At 69.5% G+C, this 18,497-nt stretch carries 18 protein-coding genes; 15 read left to right on the top strand and 3 right to left on the bottom strand.

What is annotated here, in order from left to right; translation table 11 throughout:
- Positions 1-364: 364 nt before the first annotated feature.
- Complete coding sequence (gene guaB1 / locus AC5RUP_RS15240; protein WP_494158720.1) at positions 365-1,819, bottom strand: GMP reductase; 1,455 nt, start codon at positions 1,817-1,819, stop codon at positions 365-367.
- A 401-nt stretch (positions 1,820-2,220) separates the two neighbouring features.
- Here guaB1 and AC5RUP_RS15235 point away from each other — a divergent pair, with 401 nt between their 5' ends.
- The 5 genes from AC5RUP_RS15235 (at position 2,221) to AC5RUP_RS15215 (ending at position 8,496) form a co-directional block, all read left to right on the top strand.
- Entirely contained in the window at positions 2,221-6,030 is a 3,810-nt protein-coding gene (locus AC5RUP_RS15235) for a multifunctional oxoglutarate decarboxylase/oxoglutarate dehydrogenase thiamine pyrophosphate-binding subunit/dihydrolipoyllysine-residue succinyltransferase subunit (protein ID WP_494154313.1), read from the top strand.
- An 85-nt stretch (positions 6,031-6,115) separates the two neighbouring features.
- Complete coding sequence (locus AC5RUP_RS15230; protein WP_493989216.1) at positions 6,116-6,715, top strand: GDSL-type esterase/lipase family protein; 600 nt, start codon at positions 6,116-6,118, stop codon at positions 6,713-6,715.
- A 196-nt stretch (positions 6,716-6,911) separates the two neighbouring features.
- Positions 6,912-7,736, top strand: a complete 825-nt coding sequence (locus AC5RUP_RS15225) for a DUF4097 family beta strand repeat-containing protein (protein ID WP_494154314.1) — start codon at positions 6,912-6,914, stop codon at positions 7,734-7,736.
- Positions 7,736-8,332, top strand: a complete 597-nt coding sequence (locus AC5RUP_RS15220) for a PadR family transcriptional regulator (RefSeq protein WP_494158719.1) — start codon at positions 7,736-7,738, stop codon at positions 8,330-8,332. Before AC5RUP_RS15225 ends, AC5RUP_RS15220 begins: the two co-directional genes overlap by 1 nt.
- A gap of 89 nt (positions 8,333-8,421) precedes the next feature.
- Entirely contained in the window at positions 8,422-8,496 is a 75-nt protein-coding gene (locus AC5RUP_RS15215) for a 50S ribosomal protein bL37 (RefSeq protein WP_370664980.1), read from the top strand.
- A gap of 123 nt (positions 8,497-8,619) precedes the next feature.
- Here the strand turns inward: AC5RUP_RS15215 and rsrA are convergent, their stop codons facing one another.
- Both rsrA and AC5RUP_RS15205 read right to left on the bottom strand, forming a co-directional pair.
- The gene (gene rsrA, locus AC5RUP_RS15210) at positions 8,620-8,883 is read right to left on the bottom strand and encodes a mycothiol system anti-sigma-R factor (RefSeq protein WP_493979048.1); all 264 of its coding nucleotides are present in this window, start codon (positions 8,881-8,883) and stop codon (positions 8,620-8,622) included.
- Positions 8,880-9,584: a sigma-70 family RNA polymerase sigma factor gene (locus AC5RUP_RS15205; RefSeq protein WP_493979049.1), complete on the bottom strand. Its 705-nt coding sequence runs from the start codon at positions 9,582-9,584 to the stop codon at positions 8,880-8,882. The genes rsrA and AC5RUP_RS15205 overlap by 4 nt, the downstream gene beginning before the upstream one ends.
- Before the next feature lie 328 nt (positions 9,585-9,912).
- On the opposite strand from AC5RUP_RS15205, the gene AC5RUP_RS15200 reads away from it, so the two are divergent.
- The 10 genes from AC5RUP_RS15200 to AC5RUP_RS15155 all read left to right on the top strand — a co-directional run.
- Positions 9,913-10,494, top strand: coding sequence for a DoxX family protein (locus AC5RUP_RS15200; protein WP_494067212.1), 582 nt, complete (start codon positions 9,913-9,915; stop codon positions 10,492-10,494).
- A gap of 5 nt (positions 10,495-10,499) precedes the next feature.
- Positions 10,500-11,825 (top strand): 3-phosphoshikimate 1-carboxyvinyltransferase, encoded by a 1,326-nt coding sequence (aroA, locus tag AC5RUP_RS15195; RefSeq protein ID WP_494158718.1) that lies wholly within the window; start codon positions 10,500-10,502, stop codon positions 11,823-11,825.
- Between the two features lie 2 nt (positions 11,826-11,827).
- Positions 11,828-12,931, top strand: coding sequence for a ribosome small subunit-dependent GTPase A (rsgA, locus tag AC5RUP_RS15190; RefSeq protein WP_494067214.1), 1,104 nt, complete (start codon positions 11,828-11,830; stop codon positions 12,929-12,931).
- A 67-nt stretch (positions 12,932-12,998) separates the two neighbouring features.
- Positions 12,999-13,883 (top strand): histidinol-phosphatase, encoded by an 885-nt coding sequence (hisN, locus tag AC5RUP_RS15185; RefSeq protein WP_494158717.1) that lies wholly within the window; start codon positions 12,999-13,001, stop codon positions 13,881-13,883.
- Between the two features lie 46 nt (positions 13,884-13,929).
- Positions 13,930-14,667 carry a class I SAM-dependent methyltransferase gene (locus AC5RUP_RS15180; RefSeq protein WP_494154848.1) on the top strand — a complete coding sequence of 246 codons (738 nt, stop codon included), beginning with the start codon at positions 13,930-13,932 and terminating at the stop codon, positions 14,665-14,667.
- Positions 14,668-14,732: 65 nt separating this feature from the next.
- Positions 14,733-15,641, top strand: coding sequence for a metal ABC transporter substrate-binding protein (locus AC5RUP_RS15175; RefSeq protein WP_494154847.1), 909 nt, complete (start codon positions 14,733-14,735; stop codon positions 15,639-15,641).
- Positions 15,638-16,417, top strand: coding sequence for a metal ABC transporter ATP-binding protein (locus AC5RUP_RS15170; protein WP_494131839.1), 780 nt, complete (start codon positions 15,638-15,640; stop codon positions 16,415-16,417). The genes AC5RUP_RS15175 and AC5RUP_RS15170 overlap by 4 nt, the downstream gene beginning before the upstream one ends.
- Positions 16,404-17,309: a metal ABC transporter permease gene (locus AC5RUP_RS15165; protein WP_494158716.1), complete on the top strand. Its 906-nt coding sequence runs from the start codon at positions 16,404-16,406 to the stop codon at positions 17,307-17,309. The genes AC5RUP_RS15170 and AC5RUP_RS15165 overlap by 14 nt, the downstream gene beginning before the upstream one ends.
- Positions 17,310-17,336: 27 nt before the next feature.
- Positions 17,337-18,062: a metal-dependent transcriptional regulator gene (locus AC5RUP_RS15160; protein ID WP_494067219.1), complete on the top strand. Its 726-nt coding sequence runs from the start codon at positions 17,337-17,339 to the stop codon at positions 18,060-18,062.
- A partial coding sequence (locus tag AC5RUP_RS15155; RefSeq protein ID WP_494158715.1) for a fluoride efflux transporter FluC occupies positions 18,059-18,497 on the top strand: 439 nt, incomplete at its 3' end. The genes AC5RUP_RS15160 and AC5RUP_RS15155, both read left to right, overlap by 4 nt.

Raw genomic sequence — 18,497 nt, 5'->3', positions numbered from 1 at the left:
GTCGGGTGGAACCGGAGGGGGGTCGTCCGAGCCCGGACTAGGAGGCTCCTGACCGGCCGCGCGGGCGGCAAGTGTGTGACGGGCACGTGCACGGGATTTGCCGGTGCTGGGTGACGCCTCGCACGCGGCGCCCGCTTGGGCTGCCTGCGCTCCCGCGGTCCGGCATGCTGCCTGCCCTGCGGGGTGCGTCACGGACCGGCTCCTAGAATAGCTGTCCATTATGGGCAATAGCCTAGCAGGCGGGGTTGGGCCGCGGGCAGTCCCAGGCGGCCGTTCTGCCGCCGGCGTACCGGCGCCGGGCCCTCCGTGCCACTCCCCCGCCGGAGCGGGACGGGCGCACGCAGGGCCCCGGCCGCCGGAACTCCTACCAGCTCTCCGGCAGCGGACGGCCTTCTTCGTAGCCGGCGGCCGACTGCACGCCCACGATGGCGCGTTCGCGGAACTGCACCAGGTTCTGTGCGCCGGCGTAGGTCAGCGAGCTGCGCAGGCCGGCGGTGATCCCGTCCAGCAGGTCCTCGACGCCGGGGCGCAGCGGGTCCAGGTACATCTTGGAGGACGAGATGCCTTCTTCGAAGAGCGCCTTGCGGGCCCGCTCAAAGGCGTCCTCCCGCCGGGTCCGGTTCTGGACGGCGCGGGCCGACGCCATGCCGAAGCTTTCCTTGTACTTGCGGCCGTTGCTGTCCGTGAGCAGGTCTCCCGGGCTTTCGTGCGTTCCGGCGAACCAGGAACCGATCATCACCTGGCTGGCGCCGGCCGCCAGCGCCAGGGCGACATCGCGCGGGTAGCGGACCCCGCCGTCGGCCCACACGTGGGCGCCGAGCTCCCGGGCCGCCTCCGCGCATTCCTGCACGGCGGAGAACTGCGGCCGGCCCACGGCCGTCATCATGCGGGTGGTGCACATGGCCCCGGGCCCCACGCCGACCTTGACGATGTCCGCACCGGCTTCGACCAGGTCGCGCACGCCGTCGGCGCTGACCACGTTGCCGGCGACCACCGGAACCTGCGGGTCCAGGCTGCGGACCGCTTCGAGGGCCTCGAACATCTTGCGTTGGTGCCCGTGGGCTGTATCAACCACCAAAACGTCCACCCCGGCCTGCAGCAGCGCCTCGGTCTTGGCGCGGACGTCGCCATTAATCCCGACGGCGGCGGTTACCTTCAGCCGGCCCTGCGGATCCAGCGCGGGAGTGTAGATGGTCGAGCGCAGCGCGCCGGCACGGGTGAGCGCGCCGACCAGCACGCCGTCGTCGTCCACGACCGGCGCAAAGGACGCCGAGGCCGAGTCGAACAGGTCGAAGGCCTGCCGCAGCGCGGTGTCCGCCCCGGCGTTGAACATGGAGGCATCCAGCAGCAGCGGGTGGGCCGCCATCACCGACTCCAGCGACGCGTATCGGTCCACGCCCTCACAGTCCTCGGCGCGCACCACGCCCACGCACTTGCCGGCGCCGTCCACCACCGCGACCGCGCCGTGCGCGCGCTTGTCCATCAGGTGCACGGCATCGATCACGGTGTTGCCCGCGGTCAGTTCCAACGGCGTTTCGAAGACGATGTGGCGGTCCTTGATCCAGCCGGTGACCTCGGCCAGCACGTGCAGCGGCACGTCCTGCGGCAGCACGGCCAGCCCGCCGCGCCGCGCCATCGTCTCCGCCATGCGGCGGCCGCTGACGGCGGTCATGTTCGCCACGACCAGGGGAATGGTGCTCCCGGTGCCGTCGCCGGCTGACAGGTCCACATCCAGCCTCGAGGTGATATCCGAACGCGAAGGGACCAGGAAAACGTCCGAGTAGGTCAGGTCGGTCATCGGCTCGTTGATCAGGCGCATGGCTGCTCTCTTTCCCCGTCGCCGTGCAGGCCGGGACGGCCAGGTGGCGCGGCGGCCGGTCAGGTAGGTGGGGCTGCGGGCCAGGGGTCCGGATCCGTTGTGTCCGTGCGCTGCCGGTTGCTGCACACGGAGGGCGGGCCGGGCCGCCTGGAAATTTCCCTGCTCCCCTGAAAGTCTAGGGCCGGCGGGCCGCGGGACGAATCGGCACGAAGTTCCTCCGCTTAAACGCTAAAGATTAGCCTGCGTTGGGAAAGTGTCATTAGACTGGCAACTGGTCCAGATCTAGTGCGCGGCAGATGCGCACTCGCAATTCCGCTGCTGGCCGGCAGGTTCGGAAGGCAGCCAAGGGAAGCGCGTGATCTGCAGGGCAAGCGGCAATTCACGGAAGAGGCGTATCACAAGTGCCAGAGCATCCCAACCTTCGTCTACCCGAAGAATTCGGCGGTAACGAATGGCTCGTTGACGAAATCTACGAGCAGTACCTCCAAGACAAGAATTCCGTGGACAAGAAATGGTGGAGCATCTTCGAGGCGGCCAACGGCGGCGACGGCAGCCCGAAAGACACTGCAGCTTCCCCGGCGGGCGCCACCGCGCCTTCCCGCCCCGCCGCGGCTAATACCGCGCCCCAGGCCTCGGGCGAGAGCACGGCCACGGAGCAGGCCGGAACCAAGCCGATTCCCGCCGACAACGAGCCGGCCCCCAACACCTCCACCAATAGCTCCGCCGCCCCCGCCAAGCCGGCAGCGAAGGCCGAGCCGGCCGAAAAGGCGGAGGCGAAGCCTGCCCCGATCCCCGCCCAGTTGCCCAAATCCGCGCCCAGCGCACTGGCCGAAGAAGACACCGTCTCCGTGCTGCGCGGCCCGGCCAAGGCCATCGCCACCAACATGGACGCCAGCCTGAGCGTGCCAACCGCGACGACGGTGCGCGCGGTTCCCGCCAAGCTGCTGATCGACAACCGCCTGGTGATCAACTCCAACCTGGCCCGCGCCCGCGGCGGCAAGGTCTCCTTCACCCACCTCATCGGCTACGCCGTGGTCAAGGCGCTGGGCCAGTTCCCCAGCCAGAACGTCCACTACGACGAGATCGACGGCAAGCCCGCCGCCGTCCAGCCGGCCCACGTCAACTTCGGCATCGCGATCGACATGCCCAAGCCCGACGGCACCCGCCTGCTGGTGGTGCCGAACATCAAGCGCGCCGAAACCATGAACTTCTCCGAGTTCTGGCACACCTACGAGGACCTGATCAAGCGGGCCCGCGCCGGGAAGCTCACCGCCGACGACTACGCCGGCACCACGGTTTCCCTGACCAACCCCGGCGGCATCGGCACGGTGCACTCCGTCCCCCGGCTGTCCAAGGGCCAGGCCACCATCGTGGGCGTCGGTGCCCTCGAGTACCCGGCCGAGTTCCGCGGCGCCAGCGAACGGACGATCGCCGCGCAGGGCGTCGGCAAAATCATCACGCTCACCTCCACCTACGACCACCGGGTCATCCAGGGCGCCGGCTCGGGCGAGTTCCTGCGCCTGATCGAATCGCTGTTGCTGGGCGAGCAGGGCTTCTACGACGAGATCTTCGAAGCACTGCGCATCCCGTACGAGCCGGTCCGCTGGCGGCCGGACAACCAGGTGGACGTCGACCTGCAGGTCAACAAGGTGGCCCGCATCCAGCAACTGGTGCACGCCTACCGCGTCCGCGGCCACCTGATGGCGGACACCAACCCGCTGGAGTACGTGCAGCGCAAGCACCCGGACCTGGACATCAACACGTACGGGCTGACCCTCTGGGACCTGGACCGCGAATGGGTCACCGGCGGATTCGGCGGCAAGGACCGCCTGAAGCTGCGCGACATCCTGGGCGTGCTGCGTGATGCCTACTGCCGCACCACCGGCATCGAATACATGCACATCCAGGACCCGGCCGAGCGGGAGTGGTTCCAGAACGAGCTGGAACGCGAGTACGCCAAGCCCAGCCGCGAGGAGCAGTTGCGCATCCTGGGCAAGCTCAACGCCGCCGAGGCGTTCGAGACCTTCCTGCAGACCAAGTTCGTGGGCCAGAAGCGCTTCTCGCTGGAGGGCGGGGAGTCCCTGATCCCGCTGCTCGATGCGGTGATTTCCGACGCCGCCGACGACGGCCTGGATGAAGTGGCCATCGGCATGGCACACCGCGGCCGGCTGAACGTGCTCACCAACATCGCCGGCAAGACCTACGCACAGGTCTTCCGCGAGTTCGAGGGCACCCCGGACCCGCGCAGCGTCCAGGGCTCCGGTGACGTGAAGTACCACCTGGGCACGGAAGGGAAGTTCACCTCCGACAACGGCAACGAGACCAAGGTCTACCTTGCCGCCAACCCCTCCCACCTGGAGGCGGTCGATCCGGTGCTCGAGGGCATCACCCGCGCCAAGCAGGACCGCCTGGACAGGGGCGACGAGTTCCCGGTGCTGCCGGTCATCATCCACGGCGACGCGGCCTTCGCCGGCCAGGGCGTGGTGGCTGAAACCCTGAACCTGTCGCAGCTGCGCGGCTACCGCACCGGCGGCACCGTGCACATCGTGGTGAACAACCAGGTCGGTTTCACCACGTCGCCGCACGCCTCGCGGTCCTCGGTGTACTCCACCGACGTGGCGAAGATGATCCAGGCCCCGGTCTTCCATGTGAACGGCGACGACCCCGAGGCCGTGGTCCGCGTGGGACAGTTGGCCTACGAGTACCGCCAGCGCTTCCACAAGGACGTCGTCATCGACATGGTCTGCTACCGGCGTCGCGGACACAACGAGGGTGACGATCCCTCGATGACGCAGCCGATGATGTACAACCTCATCGAGGCCAAGCGTTCCACCCGCAAGCTGTACACGGAGGCCCTGGTGGGCCGCGGCGATATCACCCAGGACGAAGCCGACCAGGCCCTGCGCGACTACCAGGAACGGCTGGAGCGTGTCTTCGCCGAGACCCACGCGGCGCAGACCTCGCCGATCCCGGTGATCACCAAGGACTCCGCGGCCGTGTCCGACCTGGAGCGCCCGCTCTCCCAGCAGACCGAGGACAGGGCCAACGTCCCGGCCGGCACCGCCGTCTCCGCCGAGATGATGGCGAGGATCGGCAAGGCGCATGTGGAAGTACCGGAGGGCTTCGCCGTCCATCCGAAGCTGAAGGCGCTGCTGGAGCGCCGCGAGCAGATGTCCCGCGAGGGCAACATCGACTGGGGCTTCGGCGAACTCGCGGCCTTCGGCTCGCTGCTGATGGAAGGGGTGCCGGTGCGCCTGGCCGGCCAGGACTCCCGCCGCGGCACCTTCGTCCAGCGCCATGCGGTCTTCCACGACCGCGTCACGGGCCAAGAGTGGGTCCCGCTCAGCCACCTGTCCGACGACCAGGCCAAGCTGTGGATCTACGATTCGCTGCTGTCCGAGTACGCGGCCATGGGCTTCGAATACGGCTACTCGGTCGAGCGCCCGGACGCGCTGGTGCTGTGGGAGGCCCAGTTCGGCGACTTCGTCAACGGCGCCCAGACGGTGATCGACGAGTTCCTCTCCTCGGCCGAGCAGAAGTGGGGCCAGCGGTCGTCGCTGGTGCTGCTGCTGCCGCACGGCTACGAAGGCCAGGGCCCGGACCACTCGTCGGCCCGGATCGAGCGGTTCCTGCAGATGTGCGCCGAGGACAACATGATCGTGGCCAACCCGACCACCCCGGCCTCGCACTTCCACCTGCTGCGCCGCCAGGCCTACAACCGGCCGCGCAAGCCGCTGATCATCTTCACGCCGAAGCAGCTGCTGCGGCTGAAGGCTGCCGCGGCCAAGGTGGAGGACTTCACCAGCGGCACGTTCCAGCCGGTCATCGGCGACGTTCAGGACATGAACGGCCAGGATGTCGACCGTGTGGTGCTGGTCTCCGGCCGGCTCTACTACGATCTGCTGGCTGCGCGCCAGAAGAACTCCGACACCAAGACCGCGCTCGTCCGGGTCGAACAGCTCTACCCGCTGCCGGTCGACGAGATCAAGGCGGAACTGGCCAAGTACCCGAACGCGGAAATCGTCTGGGCACAGGACGAACCGGCCAACCAGGGCCCGTGGCCCTTCATGGGCCTGTACCTGCCCGAGGCCCTGGACCGTCCGCTGCGCCTGGTTTCCCGCCCGGCCTCCGCTGCCACCTCCACCGGCTCGGCCAAGCGCCACGCCGCGGAGCAGGATGTCCTGGTCAAGAAGGCCTTTGAACGCCGCTAAGTAAGATGGTGGGCGGGGTGCCGCAGGGCGCCCCGCCCACTTTCGTTTAAGCACGCTTCCAATCCGTCGAACCAGAAAGCTACCCGTGGAGCAACGCAGAATCAGGATCGCCGCCGTGGGTGATCAACTGCTGGCCGGTGTGGGCGACCCGCGCGCCCTCGGCTGGCTCGGCCGCACTTTGGCCCGGACCAACCCGGATCCAGCCACCCTGGAATCCTTTGTGCTGGCCTCGCCCAACGAAGGAACGGAGGAACTGGCCGGCCGCTGGCTGCAGGAAGCCGGACGGCGTTTCGATGACGGCTTCGAAAACCGGCTCGTCATCGGGCTGTCCGGCCGCGATCTCGAGCTCGGACTATCCACGGCGCGCAGCCGGCTCAACCTGGCGAACATCCTCGACGGCGCGGCGCAGCTGAGCGTCAAGGTCTTCGTCGTCGGCCCGCCGCCGGGACTGGACCCGGACCGCAACATCCAACTGGCCGAGCTGTCCACCGCCTTCGGCGATGTGACCACGCGGCGCAAGCACGTCTTCGTCGACACGTTCACGCCGTTGCTGAACCACGAGCAGTGGCGCACCGACCTGGCCAGCAACGGCGGGGGCCCCGGCCAGGCGGGCTACGGGCTGCTGGCGTGGCTGGTGCTGCACCGCGGGTGGTACCCGTGGCTGGACCTGCCCGAGCCTTTCTGAGCGGACGCGCACGGCACGGGTGTGCCGCGCAGGCCCTGAACACCGCCTCGGCGGGACCGGAGAATGCTCCGGTCCCGCCGTTCCGCTTAAGGAGGCGGTTCTGGCCCTTGCGGTCGCGGCAATCGCGATATATCGTGTCTTGCATCACAAGATATATCGCGTTTGGAGCGGTGTATCGCCACAGGCAGGACAGGCCATGAACGATACCTGGAGCATCGACGGCCCCCGGACGATCGACGTCGACGATGTCCGTTCGCTGCGGGCATCCATCGTCAAGGGGCGGCTGGACATCATCGTCCATGACGAGCCGACGGTCCGCGTGGAGGTCTCCGAGGTCGCCGGATCACCCCTGGAAATGACCCTGCGCAACGGCACGCTGGAGATCAACCACGGCAAGGTCGGCGACGGCCCGCTGGGTTTCCTCGCCCGCCGCGTCAACCTGGTGCTTCCCGGTGCCCGGGACGAAGCGGTGATCAGTATCGGCGTTCCCCGGGACCTGCCGGTCAAGGCCGCCACGGTCAGTGGCGACGGCCTGGTGTGCGGTACGGCGGCCGGGGCGGATGTCAGCACGGTCACCGGATCCATGATGGCGGACGACACCGCCGGCATGCTCGCCGTGAATACGGTCAGCGGCGAAATCATCGTCCGCGGGCACAGCGGGAATCTGGTGGCCAAGAGCGTCTCCGGCGAAATCACCGCCTCGGGCTTCCTGGGCCACATCCGCGCCAGCACGGTCAACGGCGACCTGGGGTTCGATTTGCACGGCGCCCCGGAGGACTTGGCCGTCAATTCCGTCTCCGGCGACGTTACCGTGCGCGTACCGGAGGAATGCGGGGCGGAGGTGGCTGCTTCCTCGGCCACCGGCAGCATCACGGTGAACGACCAGAAGTTTTTCGGCCTCTCCGAGAAGGTGAAAACCCGGATCGGACCCGACGGCCCCGGGCTCACGATCCGCTCCACCACGGTTTCGGGCACCTTGGCGGTCTTCCACCGGGACAACGCCGGAAGCCAGGTCGGCTGATGACCCCGGTCTTCGCGCACGGTGCCCTGCGGCTCTACCTGCTCGCGCTGGTGGCGGAGGGCGACAAGCACGGGTATGACATCATCCGCGCCCTCAGCGACCGATTCGGCGGCACCTACTCCCCCAGTGCCGGCACCGTCTACCCCAGGCTGGCCAAACTCGAGGAGGAAGGGCTGGTGATCACCTCGTCCGATGGCCGCCGCACCGTGTACAGCATCACCGACGCCGGGCGGGCGGAACTGGCTGCCCGCCGGGAAGAGCTGGCCGGGGTCGAGGCCGACATCGCTGCCTCGGTGCGGCGGCTCGCGGACGAGCTGCGGGAGGAACTGCGCAGTTCGATGAAGGGGCTGCGGGCCGACCTCGCCGCCTCGGCCGAGGCCGCCCGCAGCAACGCCCGGAAGTCGCCGCGGGCGGCCGAGGCCGCCGGACAGCGCACCGTGAAGGAACTGGAACACCTGCTCAACGACTTCCGCGACGACGTGAGGGTGCACTTGCGCCGGCGGACGGCGGACGGCACCGTGGACGAAGTCGCCGTGCAGACCATCAGGACCGTGCTGGAGCAGGCCAAGGCCTCCATCACGGCGGCCCTGCGCTGACCGGTCCCGACCCTCCTCCGGTTAGGAGGCGGGGCGGGCATATGACAGACTGATACGCAGTTCTTTTTCGTCCAGCAAAGGAGGCAGCCATGAGCAAGCGAGCACGCAAGCGCAAAGACCGTAAGCGCGGCGGCGCAAACCACGGCAAGCGCCCCAACACCTAAGCAGTCGGCTAACAGCCCGCGCGGCTGAAGCTGCTGACGGAAGAACCCCCGCGCCCGGTTGGGCGGCGGGGGTTCTTTCGTTGTTCCCGGCGCGTTCCCTGCAGTATGGGTGCGGCAGGCCCGTTATACGGTGTCGGTTTCCCTGATGTGGCTGATCCTGTCCAGGATCCGTTCCTTCAGCGTCTGTGGTGCATGCTCCTGGCAGGAGCGCTTCACCACCGAGCGGATCAGGCACTCCAGGTTGTGTTCTTCGGCGCATTCGGGACAGCTGTCCAGATGCGCTTTGATCTCCGCTAGGTCATCGCGGGAGAGTGCGCCGTCGACGTACTCGTAGATCCGCTGCATCCGGTCGTCTTCGCAGTCGCCCAGTCCGTGGCAGTCGCTCATGTGCCGTTCTCCTGTTGTGTCCCCACCGCCGCCGCGGCGTTTTTCTTGTCCTTGGTGCCGGACATGCCACGTTCGTGCGCATAATCTGCGAGCAGTTCGCGCAGCAATTTGCGTCCCCGGTGCAGGCGGGACATCACGGTGCCGATGGGGGTGTTCATGATTTCCGATATTTCCTTGTACGCGAAGCCCTCCACGTCCGAAAAGTAGACGGCCAGCCGGAATTCCTCCGGGATCGCCTGGAGGGCGTTCTTCACGTCCGAGTCCGGCAAGTGGTCCAGCGCCTCCGCTTCCGCCGAGCGGAGCCCGGAGGAGGTGTGCGCGGCGGCCTGGAACATCTGCCAGTCCTCGACCTGGTCCGTGTTGGACTGTTGCGGCTCGCGCTGCCGCTTCCGGTAGAGGTTGATGTACGTATTGGTCAGGATCCGGTACAGCCAGGCCTTGAGATTGGTGCCCGGCTTGTACTGGTGGAAGGCCGAAAAGGCCTTGGTGTAGGCCTCCTGCACCAGGTCCTCGGCGTCGCTGGGATTGCGTGCCATCCGCATCGCCGCCGAATAGAGCTGGTCCACATACTGCATGGCGTCGCGTTCGAACCGGGCACGGCGCTGGTCGGCGGTTTCCGTCTGGACGTCGACCTCGTCCGGCTCCCCCGTTGTGGCGGGGATGGCGCGGTCCTGGGTGGCGTCCGAATTCTCAGTCGTCATTGGCTCCCAGTCTACGCTGGGCTGCCCCGACGCCGGGGCGGACGCTGCGCCGGCAACCGGGCCTGCCCGGCCCCGTTCGGCTAGCGCTGTAGGCACAGGATCTCCCTCCGTTTCGACACCTTGCCGGCCGGAGACAATGCACCGGCCTTCCTCTCATGGCTAACCGCCGATGCCCCGCAACTATTCCCCACCGGCCGCCGCAAACGGCCCGGCAAGGTGTGCGGTGCCAACAAAAGTGCCAGACTAGTGTGCAGTGCCTCCTTCCCTGGGCCCCGGCTCCGGGAAAGGCGCAGATCCTTCGACGCACGCTGACAGCCAGGAGGCTTCCATGTCAATCGTCCGCCTTGCCGCCCGCCCGCTGCTGGCCACAAGCTTTGTAGCAACCGGCATCGACCGTCTGCGCCACACCGAGGAAACGGCGGTGTCCCTGCGGCCGCTGGTTCAGCAGGCGGAATCCGCCCTGCCTGCCGCCGGCGCCCTGGCCGGGCAGGAAAAGCTGTTGGCGCGCGCTGTCGGCGCAGCCCAGGTGGGGGCAGGCGTGCTCCTGGGCATGGGCAGGTTCTCGCGGCTCGCGGCTGCGGTGCTGGCCGGCACCACCGCGCTTAACACCGTGGTGGATTACCGCGCCGCCGACGCCGCAACGCCGGATGCCAGGCGCTCGCGCCGCACCCAGCTGCTGAAGAATCTGTCGTTGATCGGGGCGGTCCTGCTCGCCGCTGTGGATACCAATGGCCGGCCCGGCCTGGTGTGGCGGGCCGAGCACCTTGCCGCCGACGCCCGGCGCAACGTGCGCTCCATCAGCAAAGACGCGCGCCGCAATGCCGGCTCGATCGGCCACGACGCCCGGAAGCAGCTGAAGCGGGCCGAACGGGCAGTGCGCGAAGCAACGGCGGACGTGGTGGCATCCTGAACGCAATGCCCCACACTGCCACCCACTGGCCTGCCCCGTTCGCGGAGCGGCCGATCGACGCAATCGTAGAGGTTCCCGCCTCCAAGTCCCTGACCAACCGCTACCTGGTGCTCGCCGCGCTGGCCGACGGCCCGTCCCGGCTGCGCTCCCCGCTGCACTCGCGGGACACGTCCCTGATGGTGGAGGCGCTGCGCTCATTGGGAGCCGGCATCACCGAGACCGAGGGCGACGGCCGGTTCGGCCCGGATCTGCTGGTGGAACCGATCGACCCGGCGCGGACCCTGGGCGCCGCCGGCATCGACTGCGGACTGGCCGGCACGGTCATGCGGTTCGTGCCGCCGCTGGCGGCGCTGTGCAGCGGCGCCGTGGAGTTCGACGGCGACCCGGCCGCGCGCCGCCGGCCCATGTCCCCCACCATCGACGCCCTGCGCCGGCTGGGCGTGGACGTGGACGACCGCGGGCTCGGCAGCCTGCCGTTCCGCGTCACCGGCACGGGTGAAGTGGCCGGAGGCCACCTGGCGATCGATGCCAGCGCCTCCTCGCAGTTCGTTTCGGCCCTCCTGCTGGTCGGCCCCCGTTTCCGCGACGGACTGCACCTCGAGCACACCGGCGAACGCGTGCCGAGCCTGGATCACATCTCCATGACGGTGCGGCTGCTGCGGGACCTGGGCGTGAGCGTCGACGACTCCACCCCCAACCACTGGGTGGTCTCCCCGGGCCCGATCCGTGCCTTCGACACCCGGATCGAGCAGGATCTTTCCAACGCCGGCCCGTTCCTGGCCGCCGCCCTGGCCACCCGCGGCCGGGTCAGGATCCCCAACTGGCCCACCGCCACCACCCAGGTGGGCGACGCCTGGCGGGACATCCTGCCGAGGCTGGGCGCCACGGTCACGCTGGAGGACGGCACCCTGACCGTCACCGGCGGGGCCTCGATCACCGGCGCCGACCTCGCCGACACCAGCGAGCTGGCGCCGACCGCGGCAGCGCTGTGCGCGTTGGCCGACGGCGAGTCCCGCCTGAGCGGCATTGCCCACCTGCGCGGCCATGAGACGGACCGCTTGGCGGCCCTGGTGGCGGAAATCAATCGGCTGGGCGGCGACGCCGAGGAGACGGAGGACGGTCTGCTGATCCGGCCCAAGCCGCTGCACGGCGGCCTGTTCCATTCCTACGAAGACCACCGCATGGCGACCGCCGGCGCCATCCTCGGTTTGGCCGTGCGCGGCGTGGAGGTCGAGGACATCGGCACCACGGCGAAGACGATGCCCGAGTTCCCGCAGCTGTGGCAGGACATGTTCACCGTCGCGCCGGCCGCCTCGGCCAGCGAGGGCTGACGGTGTCGCGCAGCACCGGCAGCTGGGACGAATCGGATGTGCGCATCCGCCCGAACAAGCGCGGTTCCCGTCCGCGCACCAAGGACCGCCCGGCCCACGAGGATGCGGAGCTCGGGCGGATCGTCACCGTCGACCGCGGCCGCTACACCGCCGTCGTCGATGAAGACACTGCCCGCGAGCGCATCGTCGTCGCGGCCCGGGCCCGCGAACTGCGCCGCACCCCGGTGGTCACCGGAGACTTCGTGGCCCTGGTCGGCGATGTCTCCGGCGAACCCGACAGCCTCGCCCGGCTGGTCCGGGTGGAGGAACGGCGCACCCTGCTGCGCCGCAGCGCCGACGACACCGATCCGGTTGAACGCGCGGTGGTGGCCAATGCCGACCAGCTGGTCATCGTGGTGGCGGCTGCGAACCCCGAACCCCGCACCGGGTTCATCGACCGGGCGCTGGTGGCCGCGTACGACGCCGGGATCCGCCCGCTGCTGTGCGTCACCAAGGCCGACCTGAAGGACCCCGCCGAGCTGCTGTCCAATTACGAGCACCTGGAGCTGCCGGTGATCGTCAGCCGCACCGCCGCTGCCGACGCCCTCGGCGTGGACACCCGCTCCGACGAGGGCCTGTCCGCGCGGCTCGATACCGAGGCCGTGGCCGCGCTGCGCGGTTATCTCGACGGCAAGGTCACCGTCACCCTCGGCCACTCGGGCGTCGGCAAGTCCACCATGGTCAATGCGCTCACCGGCGCCCAGCGCGCCACCGGCGGAGTCAACGCCGTCACCGGGCGCGGCCGGCACACGTCGTCGTCGGCCCTGGCGCTGAAGGTCCAGGACTCGCCCGCCGGCACCTGGATCATCGACACCCCGGGCATCCGTTCCTTCGGTCTGGCCTACGTGGACCCCGACCGGATCCTGTCCGCCTTCCCCGATCTGGAGCCCGGCACCGCCGACTGTCCGCGCGGCTGCAAACACGACGCCGCCGCCGTGGGCTGCGGACTGGACCCCTACGTCGCTGACGGCGGGGCCGGGGACGCCGGGGCGGCGAGGCTTGCGTCGCTGCGCCGCCTGCTGGGCGCCGAAGAGCGCCCCGAGGCCAAAGAACTCGGCACCGTCTAAGGGCCGCCGGCCGGGCTGCAGCTCCGCCTCCCGCGTCCGCACTTCACTTACCGATAGGTTGAAACCTATGACCCACGCTTCGCAAAGCTACAACGACGACCTGCGCCTGGCCCATGTGATGGCCGACTCCGTCGACGCGCAGACCATGGCCCGCTTCAAGGCACTCGACCTGAAGGTGGAGACCAAGCCGGACCTGACGCCGGTCACGGACGCCGACCGTGCCGCCGAAGAGGCAATCCGCGGGCAGCTCTCCCGCTCCCGGCCGCGCGACGCCGTGCTCGGCGAAGAATTCGGCAGCAGCGGCCACGGCGCCCGCCGCTGGATCATCGACCCGATTGACGGCACCAAGAACTTTGTCCGGGGCGTACCGGTCTGGGCCACCCTGATCGCGTTGGTGGACGAGGGACAGCCGGTGGTCGGGCTGGTCAGCGCGCCGGCACTGGGCAAGCGCTGGTGGGCCGCCAAGGGGACCGGCGCCTACACGGGACGTTCGCTGGCCACCGCGACCCGGCTCCAGGTCTCCGCCGTGGACCGGCTGGAGAACGCGTCGCTGTCCTACTCCAGCCTGGGCGGCTGGAAGGAACGCGGTAACCTGGACGACTTCCTCGGCCTGACCGAATCCGTCTGGCGCACGCGGGCCTTCGGCGATTTCTGGTCCTACTGCCTGGTGGCCGAGGGCGCCGTGGACATCGCCTGCGAGCCGGAACTGAACCTCTACGACATGGCCGCCCTGGTGCCGATCGTGACCGAAGCCGGTGGGCGGTTCAGCTCGCTGGAGGGCGAAGACGGCCCGTTCGGCGGCAACGCGCTGGCCACCAACGGCCTGCTCCACATGGAGGCCCTGCACCGCCTGAACCCCGAACTGCGCGGACAGCGCCCCGCCGGGTCGGCCGCGGCGGCATACGACGACGAAGCCGCCGGCAGCGTCGAGGCCGCCGGCGAGGGCCGGTAGCACGCCGCCGCACGAGGAGCACCACGTGGCACACAGCGGCCCCCGGATGGGCGATGAGCAGCGGCGCGCCTACGCCAACACCTTCCAGCAGGGCGGCGAACACTACGACCGCATCCGTCCCGGCTATCCCGACGACGCCGTCGACTGGCTGCTGCCGGCCGGCGCCCGGGACGCTGCCGACGTGGGAGCCGGCACCGGCAAGTACACCGCCGCCCTGGCCGCCCGCGGGCTGCGGGTGGTTGCGGTGGATCCCTCGGCGGACATGCTCGCGCAGCTGGAGCGGAACCTTCCGGGCGTTGCCACCGTGGTGGGCACCGCCGAGGATACCGGCCTCCCGGACGCCGGCATGGACGTGGTCACCGTGGCCCAGGCCTGGCACTGGACCGATCCGCTGCGGGCAAGCACCGAAGCCGCCCGCATCCTCAAACCCGGCGGGACCCTGGGCCTGGTGTGGAACCAGTTGGATACCGGCGTGCCGTGGGTGCACCGGCTCTCGCGCATCATGCATGCCGGCGACGTGCTCAAGCCAGGTTTCCGCCCCCGCGTCGGCCCGGAGTTCGGCCCGCCGGAAGGGCACGAGACCCGGTGGCTGGACCGGCTCAGCACCGGCGACGTGATGGAGCTGGTCAAAACGCGCAGCTACTACCTGCGCGCGGCGGAGGCCACCCGGGCGAAGGTCCTGGGCAACCTCGACTGGTACCTGCACGACCACCTGGGCCACTCCCCCGGGGCCATGATCGACCTGCCCTACCTGACCCACAGCTGGCGGGCGAGAAAGATCTGACCCCGGTCCCCGGACATTTTCCCTCGGTGCTTGTTTTGAGGCTGGCCGTCCTGCAAAATTTAGGCATGCCGAAACTTTGCGCGAGGGGGTTCCTGCTGGCCGTTGCCTTCGTGCTGGCCGCCACCGGCTGTGCCGCGCCGCCGGAGTCCGCCGCCGCGTCGGAGCGGCCGCTGGTTCTGACCACGTTCACCGTGCTGGCCGACATGGCCGACACGATCGGCGGCGGCCACGTGGAGGTCGCGTCCATCACCAAGGTCGGCGCGGAAATCCACGGCTACCAGCCCACGCCGTCGGACCTGGTGCGGGCCCAGGACGCGGACCTCATCCTCGACAACGGGCTGGGCCTCGAACGCTGGTTCGCACGGTTCCTGCATGCCGTCCCGGCCCCGCACGTGGTCCTCAGCGACGGCGTGGAGCCGGTGGGCATCACCGCCGGGAATTATGCCGGGAAGCCGAACCCGCACGCGTGGATGTCCCCGAAGGCTGCGAAGGTCTACGTGGACAACATCGTTGACGCCTTCAGCCGCCTGCTGCCCGCACACGCCGCCGACTTTCGCCGCAACGGCGCGGAATACCATCGGGAGCTGGACGTGCTGATGGCCGGCCTGGAGTCGGCCTTCGCCGATCCGTCGGCCGTCCCGGCCCTGGTCAGCTGTGAAGGCGCCTTCTCCTACCTTGCCCGCGACGCCGGGCTGCGTGAGGCCTATCTCTGGCCGGTGAACTCCGATGCCGAGGGCACGCCTCGGCAAATCAAGGACGTGATCGGCCAGGTCGCCGAACACGGGATCCCGGCGGTGTTCTGCGAATCGACCGTCAATCCGGAATCGATGCAGCAGGTCGCCGCCGCCACCGGCGCCCGCCTCATCAGGCCGCTGTACGTGGACTCCCTCTCGGGACCGGATGGCCCGGTGCCCACCCACCTGGAGCTGATCCGGCACGACATCTCCCTGATCAAGGAAGGACTGGCCCCGTGAGCACCCCCCACCTCCCGCCCGGCGCCGCCGCCATCTCCGTGCTCGGCCTCACCGTGGCCTACAACGACGTCGTCGCCCTGGACCGCGTTTCCGTTACGGTGGCGCCGGGAACCATCTGCGGGCTGATCGGGGTCAACGGCTCCGGGAAGTCCACGCTGTTCAAATCGCTGATGGGACTGGTCCACCCGGCGTCGGGCACGGTGGAACTGTTTGGGCTGTCGCCCCGGCAGGCGAGGAAGCTGAACCTGGCCAGCTACGTGCCGCAGTCCGAAGACGTCGACTGGACTTTTCCGGTCTCCGTGCGCGACGTCGTGATGATGGGCCGTTACGGTCGGCTCGGACCGATGCGCCGCCCCCGCCGCCCCGACCGAGAGGCGGTCGACGCAGCCCTGGAACGCACCGGCCTGCGCCACCTGCAGCACCGGCAGATCGGCGAACTCTCCGGCGGCCAGCGCAAGCGCGCCTTCGTGGCCCGCGGCATAGCCCAGCACGCCGGCCTGCTGCTGCTCGATGAGCCCTTCGCCGGGGTGGACAAGGCCTCCGAGGCGGTCCTGATCGCCCTGCTGAAGGAACTGCGCGACGAGGGCAGGACGATCCTGATCTCCACCCACGACCTGGCCGGCATCCCGCAGCTGTGCGACGAGGCCATCCTGCTGCACCAGAAAATACTCGCGCACGGCCGGCCGGCAGACGTGCTCACCAACGAAAACCTGGCCCTGGCCTTCGGCTCCGCGCTGGCCGGTCCGGGGGAAGGAACACGCAGTGGAGCTGTTTAACTGGCTGCTGGAACCCCTGCAGTACGGGTTCCTGACCCGCGCCCTGATGGTAACGCTGGCCGCCTCCGTCGTGTCGGCGGTGCTGTCCTGCTGGCTGATCCTGATGGGCTGGTCGCTGATGGGCGATGCGGTCTCCCACGCCGTGCTCCCCGGCGTCGCGCTGGCCTACATCGTCGGGGTGCCGTTCTCGCTGGGCGCGTTCATCTTCGGCGCCGCGGCGGTGGCGCTGATCGGCGGCGTGCGATCCTCCACCCGCCTGAAGGGCGATACCGTGATCGGCGTGGTGTTCACGGCGTTTTTCGCGGCCGGTCTGGCCATCATCTCCAAGACGCCCAGCCAGACCGACCTGCAGCACATCCTCTTCGGCAACGTGCTGGGCGTCAGCGACGGCGAACTGCTGCAGGTGCTCATCCTCGGCGCCGTGGCGCTGTGCGTGCTGCTGTTCAAGCGCCGCGACCTGACGCTGTTCGCCTTCGACCGCATCCACGCCCACGCCATCGGACTCAGCACCCGCTGGCTGTCGGTGCTGCTGCTCGGGCTGCTGGCGATCACCGTCGTCGTCGGGCTGCAGGCGGTCGGCATCGTGCTGGTGGTGGCCATGCTCATCACCCCGGGGGCGACCGCGTTCCTGTTGGCCCGCAGGTTCGATGCCATGCTGGCGATTGCCGCCTCCGTCACCGCGGCCGCCTCGGTCGCCGGCATCTACGCCAGCTACTATCTGGACGTCGCCACCGGCGCGGCGGTGGTCCTGGCCCAGGCCCTGGTCTTCCTCGCGGTCTACCTGGGCGCGCCGCGGACCGGGGTAATCTGGCAGTTGGCCCGGCGCCGCGCAGGGGCGGGCTCCCCCGCGCAGCCCGGCTCCGGCGCCGCCGCCGCCAACCTGCCGTCCTGACAGACGTTCGACGAGAGAGTGAGACGCATGCCCCCGGCCAGGAAAACCGCGCTGAGCAGCGGCTCGTCCAGCGTGCAGGACTACGTCAAGGTCATCTACGCCTTCACCGAGTGGCAGGACAAGCCCATCACCTCCTCGCAGCTGGCCGGCCGGCTCGGGGTGGCCAACTCCTCGGTCTCCGAGATGGTGCGCAAGCTGGTGGAGCTGCAGCTGGTGGACCACCGGCCGTACAGCGCCATCGAACTGACCGACGCCGGCCGCCGGCTGGCCCTGACCATGGTCCGCCGGCATCGGGTCCTGGAGACTTTCCTGGTGCAGGAACTCGGCTATGCCTGGGACGAAGTCCACGACGAGGCCGAGCTGCTCGAACACACCGTCTCCGACATGTTCATCGACCGGATGGCGGCCAAGCTGGGCCACCCGCAGCGCGATCCGCACGGCGACCCCATCCCGGCGGCGGACGGCACCGTCCACGTCCCCAGCGCGGTGCAGTTGGAAGAGCTCGACGGCGGACACACCGGCCGGATCACCCGGATCAGCGACGCCGATGCCGACCTCCTGCGCTTCTTCAGCGCCGAGCGGATCGGACTCGACGACCGCGTGGAGGTGGTCGGCCGACGCCCCTTCGGCGGTGCGCTGGTGGTCCGGTTCGGCCCGGACGGGGCGGCCCGGGAGCTGGATTTGGGCGACCAGGCCGCCGCCGCCCTGTGGGTGCACGGCGATCCGCATCCCGGCTGCCGGCTCGCTTCGTGAGCACGACGCCGCGCGCGCGGCTTCGCATCGCGGCGGCTCCGTCCGCGCTGCCGGGCCCGGGCGCCTGGGCCGCCGTCGCCGTCGGCGGCTTCGCGGGCGCCGAGGCGCGCTACCTGCTCGGCGTCGCCTTCCCTGAAGACGGCCCCATCCCGTGGACCACGCTGGCCATCAACGTGGCCGGCAGCCTGCTGCTGGGCGTCCTCACGGCCCTCTGGACCGAACGTCCCGGCACCGCATTCTGGCTCCGGGCGGCGCTGGGCCCGGGGCTGCTCGCCTCATTCACGACGTTCTCCGCCGTTGCGCTGGCCGTCGACCAGTTGGCGGCGCAGGGCCGCCACGCCGACTGGCTGCTGTATCTGGGCCTGTCCCTGGCCGCGGGCCTGGCCGCCGCCGTCGCCGGGCTGCACGCCGGCCGCAGGCTGGGCCGCCGGGCCG

It is taken from the genome of Arthrobacter sp. Y3223151 (genome assembly GCF_059091125.1).
This window is presented reverse-complemented; position numbering and strand designations above follow the sequence as displayed.

Excerpts from the sequence above, each read along its gene's own strand:
- guaB1 (WP_494158720.1), bottom strand. The coding sequence starts at position 1,819 with ATGCGCCTGATCAACGAGCCGATGACCGACCTGACCTACTCGGACGTT.
- AC5RUP_RS15225 (WP_494154314.1), top strand. The coding sequence starts at position 6,912 with ATGAACGATACCTGGAGCATCGACGGCCCCCGGACGATCGACGTCGAC.
- AC5RUP_RS15220 (WP_494158719.1), top strand. The coding sequence starts at position 7,736 with ATGACCCCGGTCTTCGCGCACGGTGCCCTGCGGCTCTACCTGCTCGCG.
- rsrA (WP_493979048.1), bottom strand. The coding sequence starts at position 8,883 with ATGAGCGACTGCCACGGACTGGGCGACTGCGAAGACGACCGGATGCAG.
- AC5RUP_RS15205 (WP_493979049.1), bottom strand. The coding sequence starts at position 9,584 with ATGACGACTGAGAATTCGGACGCCACCCAGGACCGCGCCATCCCCGCC.
- AC5RUP_RS15200 (WP_494067212.1), top strand. The coding sequence starts at position 9,913 with ATGTCAATCGTCCGCCTTGCCGCCCGCCCGCTGCTGGCCACAAGCTTT.
- aroA (WP_494158718.1), top strand. The coding sequence starts at position 10,500 with ATGCCCCACACTGCCACCCACTGGCCTGCCCCGTTCGCGGAGCGGCCG.
- hisN (WP_494158717.1), top strand. The coding sequence starts at position 12,999 with ATGACCCACGCTTCGCAAAGCTACAACGACGACCTGCGCCTGGCCCAT.
- AC5RUP_RS15180 (WP_494154848.1), top strand. The coding sequence starts at position 13,930 with ATGGGCGATGAGCAGCGGCGCGCCTACGCCAACACCTTCCAGCAGGGC.
- AC5RUP_RS15175 (WP_494154847.1), top strand. The coding sequence starts at position 14,733 with ATGCCGAAACTTTGCGCGAGGGGGTTCCTGCTGGCCGTTGCCTTCGTG.
- AC5RUP_RS15160 (WP_494067219.1), top strand. The coding sequence starts at position 17,337 with ATGCCCCCGGCCAGGAAAACCGCGCTGAGCAGCGGCTCGTCCAGCGTG.